A 20167-nucleotide genomic window follows, 5' to 3' on the forward strand; every position below is an offset into this window, starting at 1 on the left:
GTATCCCCCGCTTGGGCCACGGGACGTTCACGTGGAGTCGCCAGAAGTTTCGCCGCCGCGCCAGATCGAATTGAATCAACCGCTGGTGTTGATTGCGGCGGCGCTATGCGCGGGAATGGTGGCGGACCGGGTTTGTTCGTTCGGTCTCTCTTCGCCGCTGGCTCTGATGGCGACCGCGCTGGTGGCCTGGGTTTTCTGTTGGCGAAAGCGATGGGAGATCGCCGGCTCTTGTTGCGTGTTGATTGCGGTAGCGGCGTTTGGCGCTCGCCTGCATGACGCCGCCTGGAATCGGTTCGCCGCCAGCGACATTGCTATGAGCGTCACTGACGTCTCGCAGCCCTTGGCGATAGAAGGGGTCGCGCTTGACTATCCCACTGCGATTCCGGCGACGGCCCATAGTCCGCTACAGAACTTTCAGCAGGATGGCGCCGTTCGGTTGCGATTGCAGATTTCAGCGATTCGAGATGGTCGCAATTGGAGGCCCGCCGTCGGCAGAGCGTCGCTTCTGGTGCAGGCCGAATCGCTGGAGGTCGGGGCAGGGGAGCGGGTCCGCGTTTTTTGTCAGGCGATGCGAATCGAGCAACCGTCGAACCCCGGCGAGTTCGACTTCGCCGCGCATGGCCGCGCTGACCGGACCTTGGTCTCGCTGCGAACCAGCTATGGCGACTGCGTCGAGCGACTGGAAGTGTCGCAGTTTTCGCTCTGGAACCTGATGGCCGAAATCCGCCGGCGAGTCTCGCAGGACCTGGCGGCGCAGTTGTCTCCGCAAGCGGCGCCGTTGGCCAACGCCCTGTTGCTGGGGAACCGGACCGAGGTCGATCGCCGCTTGTCGGACGAATTTGTGCAGACGGGGCTGGTGCATTTGCTGGCGATCTCTGGGTTACATCTTGGGGTTTTGGTCGGCGTCGTTTATGGCGTGTTGCGGCTTTGTCTGTTTTCTCCGCGGACCATCGCGGCGTTCGTGATTCTGTTTGCGGTCAGCTACATGTTGTTGGTCGACATGCGGCCGCCGGTCGTACGAGCGACGGTTCTGGTCGTCGTGTTCTCGTTGGGCGTCCTGTCGGAGCGGCGCGTCTTGCCGTGGAATACGTTGGCGGCGGCGCTGATTGTGGTGATTGTTTGGAATCCAGCGGATCTTTTTCGCGTGGGGCCTCAACTGTCGTTCTTGGCGGTTGCGGTGTTGATTTGGATCGCGCCGTTGATGGACTACCGAATCGAGGATCCGCTCGATCGGCTGATTGCCGAGAGTCGCCCCTGGCCGGTGCGGATCATGCGCGGCGGGCTGCGCTGGGTCGGCGCCGCCTATCTGGCCGGGTTTGCCATTTGGATCGTCGCGTTGCCGCTGATCGCTGCCCGCTTTCATCTGATCTCGCCGGCAGCCCTCCTGTTTTCACCGCCGCTGATGTTGGTAACGTCGGTGGCGCTGGCTTCGGGGTTGGCGGTCAGTTTGATCGCCCCGTGGTCCAGTTGGTTGGCGGCGCCGGCGGCGGCTTTGTGCAACGGAAGTCTCGATTGGCTGGCGCGCGGCGTTGCGACGGCTGACGCGCTGCCGGCGGGCAGTTTCTGGGTCGGTGGTCCAGGCGACTGGTGGACGTATGGTTTTTACGTCCTGCTTGCCGTGACAGCCGTTGCGACGCGACAGTTAGACTGGCCATTGGTTCGCGGCGGCATCGCCATGGGCGGATGGTGTGCGGTCGGATTGCTGGCGGGGCTGGTTCCGCTGGGCGGTGGAAGCGGCGAAGAGCTGCGGTGCACGTTCGTCTCGGTCGGGCATGGAACGGCGGTCTTCGTCGAGTTTCCGGATGGCTCGAATCTGCTATACGATTGCGGCCGGCTTGGATCTCCGACTCGCGCAACCGAATCAACTTCCGCCTTGCTCTGGTCACGGGGCGTGACCCATATCGACGCGGTCCTCATTTCGCACGCCGACGGCGATCACTACAACGGCGTGCCGGGACTGATCGAGCGTTTCTCGGTTGGACAGGTTTACGTCTCGCCGGTGATGTTTGAGCGGGAGACCGAGGGGCTGCGATTTTTGCGCAACTCGTTAGAAGCGGCAGGAATTCCCCTGGCGACCTTGAAGGCGGGGGATCGCCTGGCGGTTGGTCCAGAAGCGAGCGTAACCGTTCTCCATCCGACGTCCCGGGGCGTTTTGGGAAGTGACAACGCGAATAGCCTGGTCCTGCTGCTGGAGGCGTTTGGCCAGCGGATCTTGTTGCCGGGCGATCTGGAGACCCCTGGAATGGAGGGTGTGTTGCGGGAAGAGCCGATTGACTGCGACTTGGTGATGGCCCCCCATCATGGTAGCGCCGGCAGCGAACCGGCCCTGTTTCTGGCCTGGTCGACGCCGGAAATCGTGGTGGTCAGCGGCTCTGTGGCGGATCGACGGTCCGGGTTGGCTAAACGAGTCGAATTTTCGGGGTCGATTTTGCATACGGCCGAGCAGGGCGCCATTGAGGTTCGGGCCGACCGAGCTGGACTTCGCGTGATCCCCTATAAATAGCGGTGTCGCTGTAAGTGCAAACGGCAGTAAGTCTTGCGGAATTTGCAGCTTTGGTGAAATGGGGGCCAATCGCATCTGCGGTTGCAAACGACGCTAGTACTGATACATTAACGGACTTATCCACACACAGTCGGCGAAAATAGACCGGACGTGCGTGTCGTCTGCCCCGGCCTCCCAGTCGTTTGGAGAGGTGTTGGTCGAGTTGACCGGGATAGACGCTCGTGTTGGCCAAGCTACGGAAACAGTCGCAACCGATGTCGATCACGAAAGAAAAGAAACAAGAGGTCATTCAAGGGTTCCAACGTTCCGGCGAAGATACCGGATCGCCAGAAGTGCAGATCGCGGTGTTGACGACGCGGATCAACAACCTGACCGAGCACATGCGGGCCCACAAGCACGACTACGCGACTCGCCGCGGGCTGCTGATGATGGTTAGCCGTCGTCGCCGCTTGCTCGATTACGTGAAGCGTCACGATCCGGAAAAGTACTTGGAACTGCTGGCGCAGCTCAACATCCGGAAGTAGTCGTTCGACTTACGACGAGACGGCTCGTCTTGTCATCGTTTTTGTTTCGCCAGGGCGCAGCAGCGGTCTGTCCGCCCGGCGAAGGCGCGCGTGTCGGCAGTTCGGCCGCGCGCTGAGGCCGAAGAAGAAGTAAATAGCTAAAAGCATTTTTGGAACAATGATTCTCGTCGCCCAAGGTCGTTCTTCTCATATGACCGAGCGGATAGTGCGCCGCGGGGATCGCAATGTATTGTTAGGAAACGGAAAGTGGAAACTACTCGCGTTGAAAAGCAAATTGGTAAACTGACCCTCTCCTTTGAGACGGGCTATCTAGCGAAACAAGCGGCGGGCGCCTGCCTCACGCAATACGGCGACACGACTGTCTTAACGGCCACGGTTTCCGGCCCTTCTCGACCCGGCACTGATTTCTTCCCCCTTACCTGCGATTATCGCGAGCGTACAGCGGCGGCCGGTAAGTTCCCAGGCGGCTTCATCAAGCGTGAAGGACGTCCGACCACCAAAGAAATTCTGACCTCGCGTCTGATCGATCGTCCGATCCGCCCGATGTTCCCGAAGGGTTTCCGCGACGAAGTCCAGGTCATGGCCACCGTCCTCTCCAGCGATCGTCAGAATGACGGCGACGTGCTGGCGATGAACGGCGCCTCGGCCGCGCTGGGCGTTTCGGGGTTGCCGTTCCAAGGTCCGCTGGCTGCGGTCCGTCTGGCCTACGTCAACGAAGAGTTCATCGTCTTCCCGACCCATGAAGAGCTGGAAGAAAGCGAACTCGACCTGATCATCTCGGGCAACAAGGAATCGGTCCTGATGATCGAAGGCTTCTCTCGCGAGATGCCGGAAGATCTGATGCTGAAGGCGATCGAAACCTGCCACGGCTACATCCGCGAAATCTGCGACCTGCAGATGGAGTTCTTCGAGAAGGCCGGCGTCAAGCCGTGCACTTGGGAAGAGCCCGCGCCGAACGCCGTCTATCAGCCGCTGGTCGATCGTTACTACAACGACTTCAAGTCGGCCAAGCAGACCGAAGGCAAGCAGAACCGCGCCGAAGCGGTCAAGGCGTTGAAGGAACGCGTCAAAGCGGAAATGATCCCCGATCCGGCTGCCGAAGGCGCCATCTGCGAAGACGACTTCAAAGAAGCCTGGCATGACCTGGAAGAACGCGTCGTCCGCGACCTGATCCTGTCGGGAACTCGCCCGGACGGTCGTGACGGCAACACCCTGCGTAACATTGAATGTCACGTTGACGTGCTGCCGCGCGTTCACGGTTCGGCTGTGTTCCAGCGTGGCGAAACGCAGTCGCTGGTCACGATCACCCTCGGCACCTCGCGTGACGAACAACGGGTCGACGGCCTGCAGGAAGAATACGCCAAGAAGTTCATGCTGGACTACAACTTCCCCTCGTTCTCGGTCGGCGAATGCCGCCCGATCCGTGGTCCGGGCCGTCGCGAGATCGGTCACGGCGCCTTGGCTGAACGCAGCGTGAAGCCGGTTTTGCCGGGGCCGGAAGAATTCCCCTACACGATCCGCGTGATCTCGGACATTCTGGAATCGAACGGTTCTAGCTCGATGGCCAGCGTCTGCGGCGCGACCCTCGGCTTGATGGCGGCCGGCGTGCCGATCAGCAACCCGGTGGCCGGCATCTCGGTCGGTCTGGTCCAAGAAGGGGACGACTTCATCTTGTTGACCGACATCCTCGGCGACGAAGATCACTTTGGCGACATGGACTTCAAGATCGCCGGTACGCAAAACGGCATCACCGGCATTCAGCTCGACCTGAAGATCAAGGGCATTAGCGCCGAGATCATCAAGGCGACCCTGGAGCAGTCGCGTGAAGCTCGTATCGAGATCCTGCGCACGATGCTGACCACGATTTCGGCGCCGAAAGACGAGCCGTCGGCGTGGGCTCCGCGTTTGATGTCCACCAAGATCAACCCCGAGAAGATCGGCCTACTGATCGGTCCCGGCGGCAAGACGATCCGCAGCATCCAGGAAGAAACTGGCGCCACGATCGACGTGCAAGAAGACGGTACCGTGTTGGTCGCCAGTGCGACGCTGGAATGGGCCGAAGCGGCCATGGCCCGCGTTCAGGCGATCACCGGCGAAGTCGAAGTCGGCAAGATCTATGAAGGTCGCGTGACCAGCGTGAAGGACTTCGGCGCCTTTGTCGAAATCCTGCCGGGTCGCGACGGTCTCTGCCACATCAGCGAACTGTCGAACGAATACGTCGGCAACGTCAACGACGTTGTCAAAGTCGGCGACATGCTGAAGGTCAAGGTTCTGCTGGTCGACGAACATGACCGCGTCAAGCTGAGCCATAAGGCGATCGACGCCCCGGCTGGCGACGACAATGGCGAACCGCAACCGGCCGGCGCTGGCGAAGGCGGCGGTGGTGATCGCGGCGGCCGTGGTGGTCGCGGCGGACGCGGCGGTCGCGGTGGACGTGGACGTCGTGACGACTAGTCGCAGCGTCTAGCGTCGCCCAGTCGACAACGGAATCATGGGCTAACGCCTGCAGATCATTCGCCCGGCTTCGCGCTTGCGTCGCCGGGCGTTTTCGTCGTATGTAACAGCGTTTCGCTTGATAAGGCTTGCGGAGTATCGACCGTTGGACGGCCAGACGACTTCTGCCGAAAACCAGACGATCAACCAGAGGTTGCTCGAGCAGTACAACGAGATCGCGCAATTGGCGGGCTCGCTGGCGCACGAGATCAAGAATCCTCTCTCGGTGATTCGCATGAACATGGATCTGCTCTCCGAAGAGCTCGATCCGCCGCAGACCTCGGCCGAACGCCGCGCCCTGCAAAAGACGAAGATCGTACAAGAGCAGTGCATGCGTTTGCAGAACCTGCTGGACGACTTTCTGCGTTTCGCCCGACTGCGGCAGTTGAACCTGTTGCCGGGCAGCCTGAACGAGCAGGTCGATCGCGTGCTCGATTTCGTCGCCACCCAGGCCGAGAAGCAAGGGATTGAGATCGTCCGCTATCTCGACCCCGACTTGCCGAGCATCAACCTGGACGCCGAGACCCTCTATTCGGCTCTCTTGAACCTCGTGATCAACGCGATTCAGGCAATGCCCGATGGCGGGACGCTGATGGTGCGCTCGCAGGAGACGCGGCATGGAGTCGCTCTCGGGCTGATTGATACCGGTTGCGGAATGAACGAGGAGACGGCGCTCCATATGTTCGACGCGTTCTATTCCACCAAGGATGGCGGCTCGGGCCTTGGTCTCCCCTTGGCTCGCAAGATTATCGACGCCCATCACGCGCGAATCGACGTGCAAAGCGAGATCGGCCGGGGAACGAAATTTACCCTGGAATTCCCGAAGCCGGCGCGGATTGGCCATTAGTCGACTGCCGCTTGGTTCTAGTGAGTTTCGCCCGCTTCCGTTAAATTAACAGGCATGTCTGGAGTTCCATCCAAGTCCGATTCGACGGAGATCGCGCCGATCAATTACGGTGCGTTTCGGGTCCTGATTGTCGACAACGACAAAGCGCACGCGATGACGATGTGCGAGAGCCTGGAGCGCGTCGGCTATCCCTGCACGGTCGCCACCAGCGGCCCGGAAGGGATTGAGCGGATCGAGCGGGACGATTTTGAGATAGTCATCACCGACCTAGTGATGAATGAGGTCGATGGCATCGGCGTCCTGAAGAAAGCGAAGAGCGACCTGCCGGAGTGTGAGGTGATCGTCGTCACCGGGCACGGCACGATTTCGATCGCTGTCGAAGCGATGCAGCAAGGCGCGTTCAACTTCCTCGAGAAGCCGCTGACGCCCGACAAGTTGCGCGCCGCCGTGGCTCGGGCTGCGGAGACGGTTCAGCTGCGGCAGACCAACATCGATCTCTTGCAGCGTCTGGACGAACGGTTTGGTTATGAAGGGCTGATCTTCGCCGATGCGCGGATGGGACACGTCATCGATCGCCTGAAACGCATCTCGCCAACCGACGCCAGCATCTTGATCCAGGGCGAGACAGGCGTAGGTAAAGAGCTGGTCGCCCAAGCGATCCACCAGAACAGTCCGCGGAAGAACAAGCCGTTCGTACCGCTTAACTGCGCCGAGCTAAGCGAACATCTGCTTGAGAGCGAACTGTTTGGTCATGCCAAAGGCGCCTACACCGACGCCGCGACCGAGCGGGTCGGCCGGTTCGAATATGCCAACGGCGGCACGCTTTTCCTGGACGAAGTCGGCGACATGCCGATGGCGACGCAGGTGAAGTTGCTGCGGGTGCTGGAGTCGGGCGAGATCACCCGCGTCGGTGAGAATAAACCGATCAAGATCAACGTCCGCTTGCTCTCGGCGACCAACTGCAACCTGGAAGAGGCGATCAACCGCGGGGCGTTCCGCAGCGACCTTTATTATCGTCTGCGCATTGTGACGGTGATGGTGCCGCCGCTGCGAGAACGTCGCGACGATATCATTCCGCTGATGGATCACTTTCGCCGGCAGTTCGCCAAACGGCATGGCAAAGGGGTGAAGGGGATCGATAAGGCGGTCGTCAAACGCTTCTACCAATTCGACTGGCCGGGCAACGTGCGGCAGCTGCGGAACCTGGTCGAAAGCATGGTTGTGTTGGACCTGGACGGCGTGCTTGGGATCGATGACTTGCCGGAAGAGCTGATGGACGAAGCCGACTACGTGGTTCACCCGGTGGCGCTGCCGCCTCCGTCGTCCACCTCAACGGGGGTTTCGGCCGATGGGCACGTTGGCTTGCTGGATCTGGTCGGTCAGCCGATGAACGAGCTGGAAAAGCGGTTCATCGCCGAAACGCTGAAGTTTACCAATCAAAATCGCGAAGAGGCGGCCAAGATGTTGCAGATCGGCGAGCGGACGCTGTATCGCAAGATCAAGGAATACAATCTTCGCGGCGAGAATTAATCGCAGGGGGCTTGGATGCCGACGATACGACAATTGCCGACGAGCGTGGTCAACAAGATCGCCGCGGGCGAGGTGATCGAACGCCCGGCCAGCGTCGTCAAAGAACTGATGGAGAACTCGGTCGACGCCGGTGCGACGCGGGTCGACGTGACGATCGAGCATGGCGGCAGCGAACTGGTGCGGATCACCGACAACGGCTGCGGCATCGCCGAAGAGCAGCTGCAGCTTTCGATCGCATCGCATGCGACCAGTAAGATCGTCGACGCTGACGATCTATTTCATGTCGGCACTTTGGGGTTCCGCGGCGAAGCGTTGGCGTCGATCGCCGAGGTGAGCCAGTTTCGGCTCCGCAGCCGCACGCCCGATTCCGACTCCGCTTCCGAGATGTACGTCAACGGCGGGCAACTGGTCGAAGTGACTCCCTGCGGCGCCGCGGTTGGGACGACGATCGAAGTCCGTAATCTGTTTTTCAATACGCCGGTTCGCAAGAAGTTCTTACGGACGACGCAGACCGAGTTCGGGCATCTCAGCGAAGCGTTCACCCGTATCGCGCTCGCCTTTCCGCATGTCCATTTCACGCTGAAGCATGGGGCCCGGCAGATTTACGACCTGCCGCCGAGCGACAATTGGCGCGAGCGTTTGGCTGCGTTTTTCGGCGATGAGATCGCGACCCACCTGATTCCGGTCAACAACGCTGACGACGCGATTCGCTTGACCGGCTACGTGGCCGATCCCAAGTTCAATCGCGCCAACAACAAGATGCAGTTCCTGTTTTTGAACGGGCGGCACATCAAAGATCGGGCGCTGCAGCACGCCTTGTCCGAGGCGTATCGCGGCTTGCTGCTGACTGGTCGATATCCGATCGCTTTCCTCCGCCTGCAAATGCCGCCGGAGATGGTCGACGTTAATGTCCATCCGACCAAATTGGAAGTTCGCTTTCAGGACAGCGGTCGCATCTACAGTCAGCTGTTGGGGACGCTACGGACCAAATTCCTGTCGACCGACCTGACCGCCACCTACAAGCCGATCGAATCCGACGACCTGCATGGCGCCGCCAGCGGTGGCGGAAACATCAACGGGCAAGACGTCGAGACGGCCGCCAAGATGCGGGAAGAGTTGGTCGCGTGGGCCAAGGGGCAATTGCCGTCCGATACCGAGTCGACCAGCGGGCAGCGTGAGGTCCAGGAGTCGCTCGATCTCGATTTTCGCTCAGCTCAGCGTCAGCCGCTGGAACTGAGTCGTTTTGACCGGGATGCCCTACAGAGCGGCCCCTCGGCTCGCGGCTATGCAGAGTCGGCGGTCGAATCGGCCCGCCTTGATGAGCCGCACGAAACCCCGGCAGGACCGACGCCCGGTCGCGCACTACAATTACATCGTCGCTATTTGGTGACAGAGACGCCGGAAGGGATGGTCGTGATCGATCAACATGCCCTGCACGAGCGGATCCTGTACGAAGAATTTCGAGAAAAGGCGCTCGCCGGCCGGCTGGAAACGCAGAACCTGCTGACGCCGGAAACGATGCACCTGTCGCCGTCGGAGTTCTCGGCCGTCATGGAAGCCCAAGAGACGCTGGCGAAACTGGGGTTCCAGGTCGAGTCCTTTGGGGGGGATACGATCCTGATTAGCAGCTACCCTGCGATTCTCGATCGGCGCAAACCAAGCGACACGTTGCGAGAAATGATCGATCATTTAGTAGGAGACGGAAAACGGCCCGATCGCCGAGATTTGCTGGACGAATTACTTCACATGATGTCCTGCAAAGCGGCCATTAAGTCGGGCGACCGCCTGTCGGCCGAAGAAATTGACGCGTTACTAGAACTGCGGCACCTGTGCCAAGACGCCCATCATTGCCCGCACGGGCGCCCCACTTCGCTGGTTTTTACGAAAGAAGAGCTTGATCGGCGCTTCGAGAGGATTTGATCCGAACTCGCGTCCAAGCCAGAATATAGGATTCGACAAATGCCGGTGGAACAGCCCCCTATCAAATCAGTAAGCACTTCTCCCTCTATGATCTGCGTCAGCATCGGCCGCGGCCGACATAAGCACGTTATCGCCGAGCATCGCCATCTGGTCGATCTGGGCGTCAAGCTAGTCGAGTTACGGCTCGACTACATCAACGGCACGATCAAGCTCAAGCGATTGCTCAATGATCGTCCCGGCCCGGTATTGGTAACCGTGCGGCGCGAACAGGATGGCGGACGCTGGGCGCCGGGGATGGAGTCGGAACGCCAGATGGTGCTGCGAACGGCAATCGTCGAAGGCGCCGACTACGTCGATATCGAAGAAGACATCGCCGCCAACATCCCGCGGTACGGCTCGACCAAGCGAATCATCAGCTACCACAACTTCCGCGAGACGCCGGCCGATATCGAAGAGATCCATGAGCGGATTCGCCAACTCGATCCCGATATCGTCAAGCTGGCGACGATGGCCAACTCGCCTCACGACAACATCCGCATGTTGCGCCTAGCGCAGCGGTCTGAAGTGCCGACCATCGCGCTCTGCATGGGCGACATGGGAACGCCGACGCGGATCCTCGGCGCCAAGTATGGCGTGCCGATCACGTACTCGACCTACTCCAACGAGCGGACGCTCGCTCCGGGGCAGATCGGCTTTCAGCAGATGCGCGAGATCTACGGCTACGAAGACATCAACGCCGATACCGAGATCTATGGCGTGATCGCCGATCCGATCGGGCATAGCTTAAGCCCGCAGTTGCATAACGCCTGTTTCCGCGAACAGGGGATGAATCGCTGCTACCTGCCGTTCCGCGTTCCCCGCGAACACCTGGCGACGTTCATTCAAGAAGATTGTCCAGCGCTAGATATCAAAGGTCTCAGCGTCACGATCCCGCACAAAGAGTCGATCGTCAAACTGCTAAAGAAGCCGGACGCCACTGTCGCCGGCATCGGCGCCGCCAATACGATCTTGTTTGGCGAAGAAGGTCCGGCCGGTTTCAACTCCGACTGCGACGCCGCCTTGGCGAGTCTGGCGACCGCATTTCCCAAACAGGAAGAGAACCCGCTGGCCAACCGTTCGGCCTTGGTGCTTGGCGCCGGCGGCGTCGCCAAGGCGATCGCCTGGGGACTAAAGAACCACGGGGTCGATGTGATCATCTCTAGCCGCACCGACGAGAGTGCGGCGGAATTGGCCGAGAGTCTCGGTTGCCGCACGGTGACTTGGGAAGACCGCGGCTTGGAGCGGGTCGACATCTTGATCAACGGTACGCCGGTCGGCATGCACCCGAACGTCAACGAGTCGCCGATCGACAAGGTGCGATTGCGGCCCGGCATGATCGTCTTCGATACGGTCTACAATCCGGAACAGACGCTGCTGATCAAAGAAGCGCGGAAGCGCGACTGCAAGGTCGTAACTGGCGTCGAAATGTTCGTGCGTCAGGCCGCGATGCAGTATCAGCGTTTTACCGGCGTCCAGCCGTCGCGCGATCTGATGCGGGACACGCTGAAGAAAATCACCGGCGCCGCCAAAGCGAGTTAGCGAATGAACCTGGCGCTGGTAGGTTTTCGCGGAGTCGGCAAGTCGCACGTCGCCCGGCTGTTGGCGGAACGACTCGATTGGCCGGCCATCGACGCGGATGTCGAACTGCAGCGGCGTGCGCAGCGTACCATCGCCGAGATCTTCGCCGCCGACGGCGAACAGGCGTTTCGCGATCTGGAAACCGACCTGCTGCTCGATCTGACGCAGCACGATCGCCAGATCCTTGCCCTCGGCGGCGGTGCAATTTTGCGGCCTGAGAATCGTCAGGCGATCCGCGAGCGCTGCTTCACCGTCTGGCTGACCGCCGACGCCGAGACGATTTTTTCCCGCATCTCCGCCGATGACGCAACGGCGGCCCAGCGTCCCGGTTTGACCGACAAGTCGCCGCAGGACGAGATCCAGCATCTGCTTGAGCTTCGCGATCCTCTCTATCGCGAAGCGGCCGATGCCATTGTCGATACGCAAGCGCGCACGCCGGTCGAAGCGGCCGACGCCATCTACCAACTCTTCGCACCGAAAATCGAGTCGGCGTCTTAAGCCGCAAGGAAATAGAGACGTGAACGCCTGGCTCGCACTATCGATCGAACTGCGGATGTTTTTGCTGATGGTAGTCGGGGCGATCGCCGGCGGGCAGATCAATCGCGCCATCTATCGTTTGCGCTCGACGCCGGCGAGCATCGATCCCTGGACCAAGAAGCTCGACAATGCGCCTTCAAGATCGTGGTTCGATCGGATCCCGGTCTTCGGTTGGCTCTCGCTCAGTCGCGAGGTTCCGCTGCATGGCGGATACTACTGGGTGCGTCCCTTATCGATCGATCTCTTTTTCGCCCTCTTCACGCCGTACTACTACTGGATGATGGTCCAAGGCGATCTGCTGCCGGAGATCATCATGACGCCGGCTGCACAAATGCAGTGGGCGCTGCACGCCACGTTCCTCAGCCACATGACATTGATCGGGTTCATGGCGGTCGCCACGTTCATCGACTTTGACGAACGACTGATTCCCGATGAGATTACGATCCCGGGATTTCTACTTGGATTGATCTTCGCCGCTGCGATGCCGATGTCGCTGTTGACCGTGCCCGATCCGCCGGTCACGTTCATACCGCTCAACTTCAATGGTCCGATCGAAGCGACGTTCCTGCGTCTGACGACCGGAGATCAACCATGGCCCGACGTCTTGAATGGCGTCGCCGGACTGGTGCTGGGACTGGTCTTGTACTTTGGCTGGTGGTTGGCGATCACGCCCAAGATCATCTGGTGGCGGAAGGGAATCAAGCGAGGTTGTGATTTTCTGGTCGGCAGTTTTCGGCGGTACGCGCTGACGCCGTTTTACCTCGGCTTGTTAGCGATTGGTCTGATCGGCATCTCGACCGTGTGGCTGCTCGCCGGCGGCAACGACTCTTGGCAAGGCTTACTGACTTCGCTCTGCGGGATGGCGTTTGCGGGAGCGCTGATCTGGCTGGTGCGCATCTTCGCCGGCGCCGCGCTCGGGCGCGAGGCGATGGGCTTCGGCGACGTGACGCTGATGTTTATGATCGGCGCCTATGTCGGTTGGCAGCCGGCGATTGCAATCTTCTTTCTCGCGCCAATGATCGCCTGTCTGTTTGCGGTTGGACGTTGGCTGCTGACCGGCGATGTGGCGCTCGCTTTCGGTCCCTACCTTTGCTTTGGCACGATGGTGGTCTTTCTCTGTTGGCCCAGCTTCTGGTATCAGTATTCGCCGATGCTAGTATTGGGTTGGATTCTGCCGGCGATCTTCTTGGCGCTGCCGATTTGTGTTGGGATGATCCTGTGGCCCTGGCAGGTCTTCAAAGAGCGGGTTCTCTTTCGCGATTCGTAGGCGTCGTTTTTCGCTCGCGACCGCATTTCCCTCGCTCGCGCTTCGGGCTACTATTTGCGTTTCCCCCCCCCCGGTTTTTCGGGCGTAAAAATCGTCCGGCACGTTCTCTAGAAAAAGCTATTCTTGCCCAGGAGAACTGTCTGATGCTGCGCCCACCTTTCGAAACCATCACCGACCTGACGGCCGACGCCGATGTCGTTCGCGCGCGCCGGTATGGGCTGATCGTGGCGCGGAAGTCGCAGTTGGAAGCGATTCACTTTCGCCCCTGGCCGAAGATGATCTCGCGTTTGGAGGTCATGACGATCGGCAGGTACGTCCACCGTCGATCGCGCGGCGACTGCTGCTGGCTCTATTACAATGCACCCGCCTCGGCGCCTGATTTCTTGTCGCTGGTCTATGTCGTCTCGGGCAAAGAAACCACCTGGCGGACGTTTCGCACGGCGCTGAAGACGCTCGACGGCATCGCCCAGATTCGTGGGGCGGCGGCGATCGTGACCGACGTCTCGAATCCGCTAATCACCGAGCGGAACCTTTGCCGCAACGGTTGGCAGCCGCATTGCGAGCACCTGCCGGGGCGGAACTATATCAAGCGATTCTATGGCGACTATCCCCGTCTGGCGGCTGAGACGACCAAGCGGGAAGTGCTAGCGTCGTAAGAAAGCGACCTTGTCGTCATCAACGGCGCTTGCTACGATCCGCCCCGCTGGCCAGATTGTCTCAAGTTTCGAACCCGATTTGCCGACACGATGTTCCGCTTTGTCGCCGCCATTCTGTTGTTTGCGTTTGCCGCTGGGTGCAAGAGCGACGCTGCGCTGCGCCAACAGGTGCAAGACGCTCAGCAACAGCAACAGGCCCAAATCGCCGAATTCCAACGCCGCGCTTCCGGGCTCGACGCCAACAATCAAGATCTGCACGCTCAGATCGCCCAGTCGCAACAACAAGCCAAGATCCTGCAGGACGAAGTCGGCCTGCTGAAGAAACAGCTTCGCGACGCTGGCGAACAACTCTCGATGGCTCAGCAGCAAATCGCTTCGGCCAAACAAGAGAACACGACGCTGTTGGCGTCGACGCGACAGCGGGGCGGGGCGATTATCACCCCCAACAACAGTTTGCAGCAAAGCGTCTCGCAGATTCAGATTCCCGGCGCCCAGGTGCGCGTCGATGGCGATTTGATCCGGATCGAGATTCCGGCCGACATGGTCTTCATGACCGGCAGCAATCAACTGCATCAGAACGCCTACGCCACGCTTGACCAGGTCGCCGTGACGATCCGGCAGCAGTTTCCCCGCAATCTAATTGGGGTCGAAGGGCATACCGACAATTCACCCGCCTCGCCGCCGTTCGCCTCGCAGCATCAGCTGTCGGCCAGCATGGCGCAGGCCACCTTCGATCAACTGGTCGCTCGCGGTCAGGTGCCGGCCAATCGGATGTTCGTCGTCGGCCACGGCGGCAATCATCCGGTCGTCTCCAATGCGACCCCGGCCGGTCAGGCCCGCAACCGCCGCATTGATATTGTGATCTACCCGGACGACGTCGGCTCTTAAAGCGGCGTTAACGTCCGAATCTCGCCCCTTTCGGGGCGCCTGACGATTTCGGCCGATCCCAATTACAATGGATCGCTCTACCGCTGAACTTTTCCCCTGCCGGGGCGTCCATTGGGCGGAGCAAGTCCGACCCTGCTAGATCCAAAAGCGAGCCGAGATGATCACGATTATTGACTACCAGATGGGCAACCTTCGCAGTGTGCAAAAAGCGATCGAGAAGGTTGGGCACTCGGCGGTCATCAGCAGCGACCCCAAGGAGATCGCCCAGGCCGATCACTTGATCTTGCCCGGCGTTGGCGCCTTTGAGGATGCGATCACCGAGCTTCGTCGCCGCGACATGGTAGGCGTGATCAAGGATCATATCGACGCAGGCAAGCCGTTCTTGGGGATTTGCCTCGGGCTGCAGTTGCTCTTCGACGTCGGATACGAAGGGGGCGAGTTTGAAGGTCTGGGGATCGTCCCCGGCAAGGTGGTTCGCTTTGAAGTTCCGCCCGAACTGAAGGTCCCCCACATGGGTTGGAACCAGGTGACGTTCCGGCACAAGCCGCCGATCTTTGAGGGGATCGAGCCGCAGACTCACTTCTACTTCGTCCACTCTTACTACGTTGTTCCCAATGATGAGGCGGTCATCGCCGTCGAAGCGACGTATGACAAGCCGTTTTGTGCGGCGATCTGGCGCGACAATCTGGTCGCCACGCAGTTCCATCCTGAAAAGAGCCAAGCGAGCGGACTGCACGTGTTGAAGAATTTCGCCGAGTGGACTCCTGCGGCCTAGGCCGAATTCTCGCCTCCTTGGCGGCGTTAAACTCCTTGCGGCAAGTAGCAAATACTTGTCGCTGGGACCTTTATGTGGGATATTTGAAGTAGCGGAACCACCGCGTATCCGCTTTGTTCTTTGCAAGCAGCTCGCAGTTAGAAAGATCTGACGTCATGCAGATTTGGCCCGCCATTGATCTTCGGGGCGGTAAATGCGTTCGCCTTCAACAAGGCGATTACAACCGAGAAACTGTCTTCGGCGATGACCCGGCCGACATGGCCAAGCGGTGGGTCGAGCAAGGCGCCGAGTGTCTGCATCTGGTTGATCTCGACGGCGCCAAAGATGGCCAGGTCAGCAACCGCGACGCGATCGCCCAAATCTTGAAGGCGGTCGACATTCCGTGCGAACTGGGTGGCGGCATCCGCGACGAAGAAACGATCAAGACGCTGCTTGATCTCGGCATGTCTCGCCTGGTGATCGGCAGCAAGGCGGTGCGCGAGCCTGACTGGTTTGAAGAGATGTGCACGCGTTATCCCGACAAGTTGGCGCTTGGCATCGATGCCCGCGACGGTTTGGCGGCGACCGATGGTTGGCTTGAAACGAGCAACGTCTCGGCGATCACGCTGGCCCAAAAATACGAACATCTGCCGATTGCGGCAGTGATTTATACCGATATCGCGACCGACGGCATGATGGCCGGTCCCAACGTCCCGGCGATGGCGGAAATGAAAGCGTCGATTCGCTTTCCGGTCGTCGCCTCCGGCGGCGTGACCACCGTCGAAGACGTCACGCAATTGGCGGCCGCCGGCCTCGACGGCGCGATCGTCGGACGAACTTTGTATGAAGGAAAAATGACCGTATCGGCCGCTGTGGAAGCGGCTCGAGCGGCCCTTTTATAGCCCGTGGAACGTTACGTCATCCCCATTCGCAACACGCGACGTAAGCAAAGGAGCGATTCAACCGCCGCCCTCACCAAGTAGACGCAGCATTCCCAGGCCGACCGTGGCGAGTTTATGACCGCACCGGCGATCGGCGACTCGCCAAGTCTTCCAACCCCGTTTTTAGGAGTCTTGGTTATGTCTACCCGTCTTGAGGCAAGCGTCCGCGATATTGTACTGTGCGGTCATGGCTCAACTGGAAAAACGAGCCTGGTTGACCGCATTCTCGAGTCGACCCACGAAGTCGAAGGTCGTCACAGCGTCGACGACGGCACCAGCGTCACCGACTTTGAGCCCGAAGAAAGACTGCATCACTACTCGGTCGATGCGGCGCTGGCTCACTTCCGCCACCGCGGCGTCCGCTTTAATTGCATCGACGCTCCTGGCTATCCCGATTTCATCGGCCAAACGATCTCGGCCATGCGCGGCGCTGATACCGCCGTGATCGTCATCGACGCCCATGCCGGCATCGCCGTCAACACCCGCCGCGTCTACGCCGAAGCGGAGCGAGCCGGGCTCGGACGAATCATCGTCATTAACAAGATGGACATCGAAAACGTCGACTATCCGTCCCTGCTCGACTCGATTCGCCAGACGTTCGGCGCCCAGTGTATTCCGTTCAACGTCCCCTGCGCCCAAGGTGGTCACTTTGATCGCGTCGTCGGCGTGATGGATGATTCCGCCGACCGTAGCGGAGCGTTGGTCGATCCCGGCGAATTCCGGCAACCGCTGATCGAAGCGGCGATCGAAGCGGATGAGGCCTGGATGGAACGCTATTTTGATGGCGAAATCCCGAGTCGGGCTGAGCTGGCCGACTTGATCCCGCATGCCGTCGCCGCCGGGGCATTGGTTCCGATCGTCAGCTGCTCGATCAAGTCAGGCGTCGGTTTTCCGGAGTTGCTTGATGCGCTCGCCGTCTGCTCGGTGCCGCCGTCGATGATGCATCGCAGCGCTCTGGGCCCCGATGGTCAGCCGGTTGAAATCGATGGCGATCCTGATGGACCGCTGGCCGCGCAGGTCTTCAAAACGCGGATTGATCCGTTCGTTCAGAAGCTGTCGTACATTCGCGTCTATAACGGCACGCTCCACAAGGACGAGTTGATTCATCTGACCAACGGCAGTCGCAAAGGGGTGAAGATCGGTCAATTGCTGGAAGTGCAGGGCGCCGAACTTCGTCCGGTCGACGAAGCGCATCCCGGCGATATCGTCGCGGTCGCCAAGATCGAATATCTGCATACCGGCGTTAACGAAGGCGAATTGAAACTGCCGGAGATCGACTTTCCCGAACCGATGGTCGGCGTCGCGATCCGTCCGAAAAGCCGCAACGACGAAGCGAAGCTCGCCGCGGCGCTGCATAAGCTGGTCGAAGAAGATCCGACTGTGCGAATCGAGCATGATCCGCAAACGCATGAAGTGGTCTTGCGCGGCATGAGCGATTTGCATCTCTGTCTGTTGCAAGAGCGACTCTTGCGGCGCGATCATGTCGAGATCGAAACGCACGAGCCGCAGATTCCGTATCACGAGACCATTCAAAGCGAAGCGGAAGGTTCGTTCCGGCACAAGAAGCAGACGGGCGGGCGAGGCCAGTTCGCCGAAGTCCACGTGCGGGTCTTCCCGTTACCGCGCGGTACCGACATCGAGCAGTTCGCCACCAAGAGTCGCTTTCCCCACATGAAGCATCGGCGCTACCTGCCGGAGTACAACTTCCTGTGGATCGATTCCATTGTTGGCGGATCGATCCCTGGCAACTTCCTGCCGGCGATTGAGAAGGGTTTTCTGGAACGGCTGAACCAAGGGGTGTTGGCCGGTTGTCAGATTCAGAACCTGTGCGTTGAAGTCTTCTTTGGTAAGTACCATCCGGTCGACAGTTCGGAAGCGGCGTTCAAGATCGCCGGCTCGAAGGTGCTGCGAGACGTGTTCAAGAAGGCGAATCCGGTGCTGCTAGAGCCAATGGCCGAACTGGAGATCACGGTGCCTGAGGGGATGATGGGAGACGTTTACAGCGATCTCTCGACCCGCCGCGGTCAGGTGCTGGGCGCCCAGAGCGACAGTCCCGGATATCAAACGATTTGCGCGACCGTGCCGCTGGCCGAGGTCATGACCTACGCTAGAACGCTGTCGAGTATGACCGGCGGCCAGGGATCGTACTCGATGCGATTTAGCCATTACGACGCTGCTCCGCCGAACGTCCAAATGGCCGTTCTGCGTCAGTCGGGACAGGTCGAGGAAGACGATTCGTAACCGCATCGTCTCGCGGGGCATCAAAAAGAGAAGGTCGCCGGCCAAACAGGTCACGGGCCAATCCGCCGGCCGGCGACTGGCGGTTACAAATCGGACTAAACTTCGCTTTCGGAAAAAGACGAAGAAAAGTGCGCCCCTTTGTATTGCAGGGGGGCGAAGCGTAAGATAAAGGCTCACCTGGGTGGTAAACTTGCCCTGTTTTACCTAGATTGGTACGTCATCATGTGCCCTGCTATGCATCGTTTCTGTTGTCGCTGTTGTTGTTTGTGCTAAACGCCTCGCCGATCGGGACGTTCTCGATCGCCGCCGTCTCGCCCACAACGCACTCTCGCCGACGCAGGAAACCGCAGCCATGGCCTCTGACGCAAAGCTTAAAGAAGATCTTCCTTCGCTGACCGACCGCATTGTCTCCACCTACAAGCAGGTAGGTGGGATCAACTATCTCGGTCATTGCCCGCTGCCGAACTACGACATCGTCGTTTCGACCCTGGAAGATCTGAAGGAAATCATTTATCCAGGCTATCGCCGTCGCGAAGGCCTGCACATGGGCAACATCACGTACCATGTCGGCGACCTGATCGACGGGTTGCATGACAAGTTAACGACGCAGATTGCCCGGGCCTTGGAGCACGACGAACGCTTACAGCGAGAAAGGGGCGAGTGCGACCCCGATGCGTCGATCGACTACGAAGCCAAAGGTCAGGCGATGGCGATCGAAATGCTCAATCGTCTGCCGAAATTGCGTGAGCAATTGGCGACCGACGTGCAGGCCGCCTACGACGGCGACCCCGCCTGTCGCAGTTTAGACGAAGTGATCTTCTGCTATCCTGGGCTAGAAGCGATCACGGTCTATCGGATTGCTCACGAACTGTATGTCTTGGGCGTGCCGTTCATCCCGCGGATGATGACCGAGTGGGCCCACAAGCAAACCGGTATCGATATTCACCCCGGCGCCACGATCGGCAACTACTTCTTTATCGACCACGGCACCGGCGTGGTGATCGGGCAGACGTGCGAGATCGGCGAACATGTGAAGCTCTACCAGGGCGTGACCTTGGGCGCCTTGTCGTTTGACACCGATTCGGACGGCAACCTGGTTCGCGGCATGAAGCGTCATCCGACGATTCAGGATCACGTCGTTATTTACGCCAATGCGACGGTTTTGGGAGGACGCACGGTTGTTGGTCACGACTCGGTGATCGCTTCGAGCGTCTGGCTGACCCGCAGTGTCGAAGCGCATACGACGGTCCTGCTCGAAAAGCCGCGACTCCGCCTCCGTAGCGAAGCGCCGGAAGAAGAGCTGACCGAAGAAGTCAACTTCCAGATCTAGAGCGTTTTTCTGATAGCTGTAGCGTTTCTGGCGTTGGTGAGGCAAGCTGGTCAAGGCGGCCGCAACCAGCCAGAACGCTAATGATTGAAGAAAACCGCTCTAAAGCCGACGATAGTAGC

Annotated in this window: 15 protein-coding genes; all 15 read left to right on the top strand. The window is 59.9% G+C overall.

What is annotated here, in order from left to right:
• Nucleotides 1-31 precede the first annotated feature (31 nt).
• The 15 genes from Enr8_RS07240 (at nt 32) to Enr8_RS07310 (ending at nt 20048) form a co-directional block, all read left to right on the top strand.
• On the top strand, nt 32-2503 hold the full coding sequence (locus tag Enr8_RS07240) for a ComEC/Rec2 family competence protein (protein WP_146429896.1): 2472 nt from the start codon (nt 32-34) through the stop codon (nt 2501-2503).
• Nucleotides 2504-2757: 254 nt separating this feature from the next.
• The gene (rpsO, locus tag Enr8_RS07245; protein ID WP_146430027.1) at nt 2758-3027 is read left to right on the top strand and encodes a 30S ribosomal protein S15; all 270 of its coding nucleotides are present in this window, start codon (nt 2758-2760) and stop codon (nt 3025-3027) included.
• 246 nt (nt 3028-3273) lie between these two features.
• Nucleotides 3274-5481, top strand: a complete 2208-nt coding sequence (pnp, locus tag Enr8_RS07250) for a polyribonucleotide nucleotidyltransferase (RefSeq protein WP_146429897.1) — start codon at nt 3274-3276, stop codon at nt 5479-5481.
• A gap of 145 nt (nt 5482-5626) precedes the next feature.
• Complete coding sequence (locus Enr8_RS07255) at nt 5627-6367, top strand: two-component system sensor histidine kinase NtrB (protein WP_146429898.1); 741 nt, start codon at nt 5627-5629, stop codon at nt 6365-6367.
• A gap of 54 nt (nt 6368-6421) precedes the next feature.
• Nucleotides 6422-7897: a sigma-54-dependent transcriptional regulator gene (locus Enr8_RS07260; RefSeq protein ID WP_146429899.1), complete on the top strand. Its 1476-nt coding sequence runs from the start codon at nt 6422-6424 to the stop codon at nt 7895-7897.
• Nucleotides 7898-7912: 15 nt separating this feature from the next.
• Nucleotides 7913-9817: a DNA mismatch repair endonuclease MutL gene (gene mutL, locus Enr8_RS07265; protein WP_146429900.1), complete on the top strand. Its 1905-nt coding sequence runs from the start codon at nt 7913-7915 to the stop codon at nt 9815-9817.
• 87 nt (nt 9818-9904) lie between these two features.
• Nucleotides 9905-11395: a shikimate dehydrogenase gene (gene aroE, locus Enr8_RS07270; RefSeq protein ID WP_146429901.1), complete on the top strand. Its 1491-nt coding sequence runs from the start codon at nt 9905-9907 to the stop codon at nt 11393-11395.
• A 3-nt stretch (nt 11396-11398) separates the two neighbouring features.
• Nucleotides 11399-11932 carry a shikimate kinase gene (locus tag Enr8_RS07275; RefSeq protein ID WP_146429902.1) on the top strand — a complete coding sequence of 178 codons (534 nt, stop codon included), beginning with the start codon at nt 11399-11401 and terminating at the stop codon, nt 11930-11932.
• 19 nt (nt 11933-11951) lie between these two features.
• Nucleotides 11952-13238 (top strand): prepilin peptidase, encoded by a 1287-nt coding sequence (locus Enr8_RS07280; protein WP_186767490.1) that lies wholly within the window; start codon nt 11952-11954, stop codon nt 13236-13238.
• Nucleotides 13239-13381: 143 nt separating this feature from the next.
• Entirely contained in the window at nt 13382-13894 is a 513-nt protein-coding gene (locus Enr8_RS07285; RefSeq protein ID WP_146429903.1) for a hypothetical protein, read from the top strand.
• A gap of 90 nt (nt 13895-13984) precedes the next feature.
• Nucleotides 13985-14782 carry an OmpA/MotB family protein gene (locus tag Enr8_RS07290; RefSeq protein WP_146429904.1) on the top strand — a complete coding sequence of 266 codons (798 nt, stop codon included), beginning with the start codon at nt 13985-13987 and terminating at the stop codon, nt 14780-14782.
• Between the two features lie 157 nt (nt 14783-14939).
• Nucleotides 14940-15557, top strand: coding sequence for an imidazole glycerol phosphate synthase subunit HisH (gene hisH / locus Enr8_RS07295; RefSeq protein ID WP_146429905.1), 618 nt, complete (start codon nt 14940-14942; stop codon nt 15555-15557).
• Nucleotides 15558-15712: 155 nt separating this feature from the next.
• Nucleotides 15713-16438 (top strand): 1-(5-phosphoribosyl)-5-[(5-phosphoribosylamino)methylideneamino]imidazole-4-carboxamide isomerase, encoded by a 726-nt coding sequence (hisA, locus tag Enr8_RS07300; RefSeq protein WP_146429906.1) that lies wholly within the window; start codon nt 15713-15715, stop codon nt 16436-16438.
• Nucleotides 16439-16615: 177 nt separating this feature from the next.
• Entirely contained in the window at nt 16616-18718 is a 2103-nt protein-coding gene (locus tag Enr8_RS07305) for an elongation factor G (RefSeq protein ID WP_146429907.1), read from the top strand.
• A 352-nt stretch (nt 18719-19070) separates the two neighbouring features.
• Nucleotides 19071-20048: a serine O-acetyltransferase gene (locus tag Enr8_RS07310; protein ID WP_146429908.1), complete on the top strand. Its 978-nt coding sequence runs from the start codon at nt 19071-19073 to the stop codon at nt 20046-20048.
• Nucleotides 20049-20167 lie beyond the last annotated feature (119 nt).

The sequence above is a fragment of the Blastopirellula retiformator genome, assembly GCF_007859755.1.
In the GTDB taxonomy this organism is placed as follows: domain Bacteria; phylum Planctomycetota; class Planctomycetia; order Pirellulales; family Pirellulaceae; genus Blastopirellula; species Blastopirellula retiformator.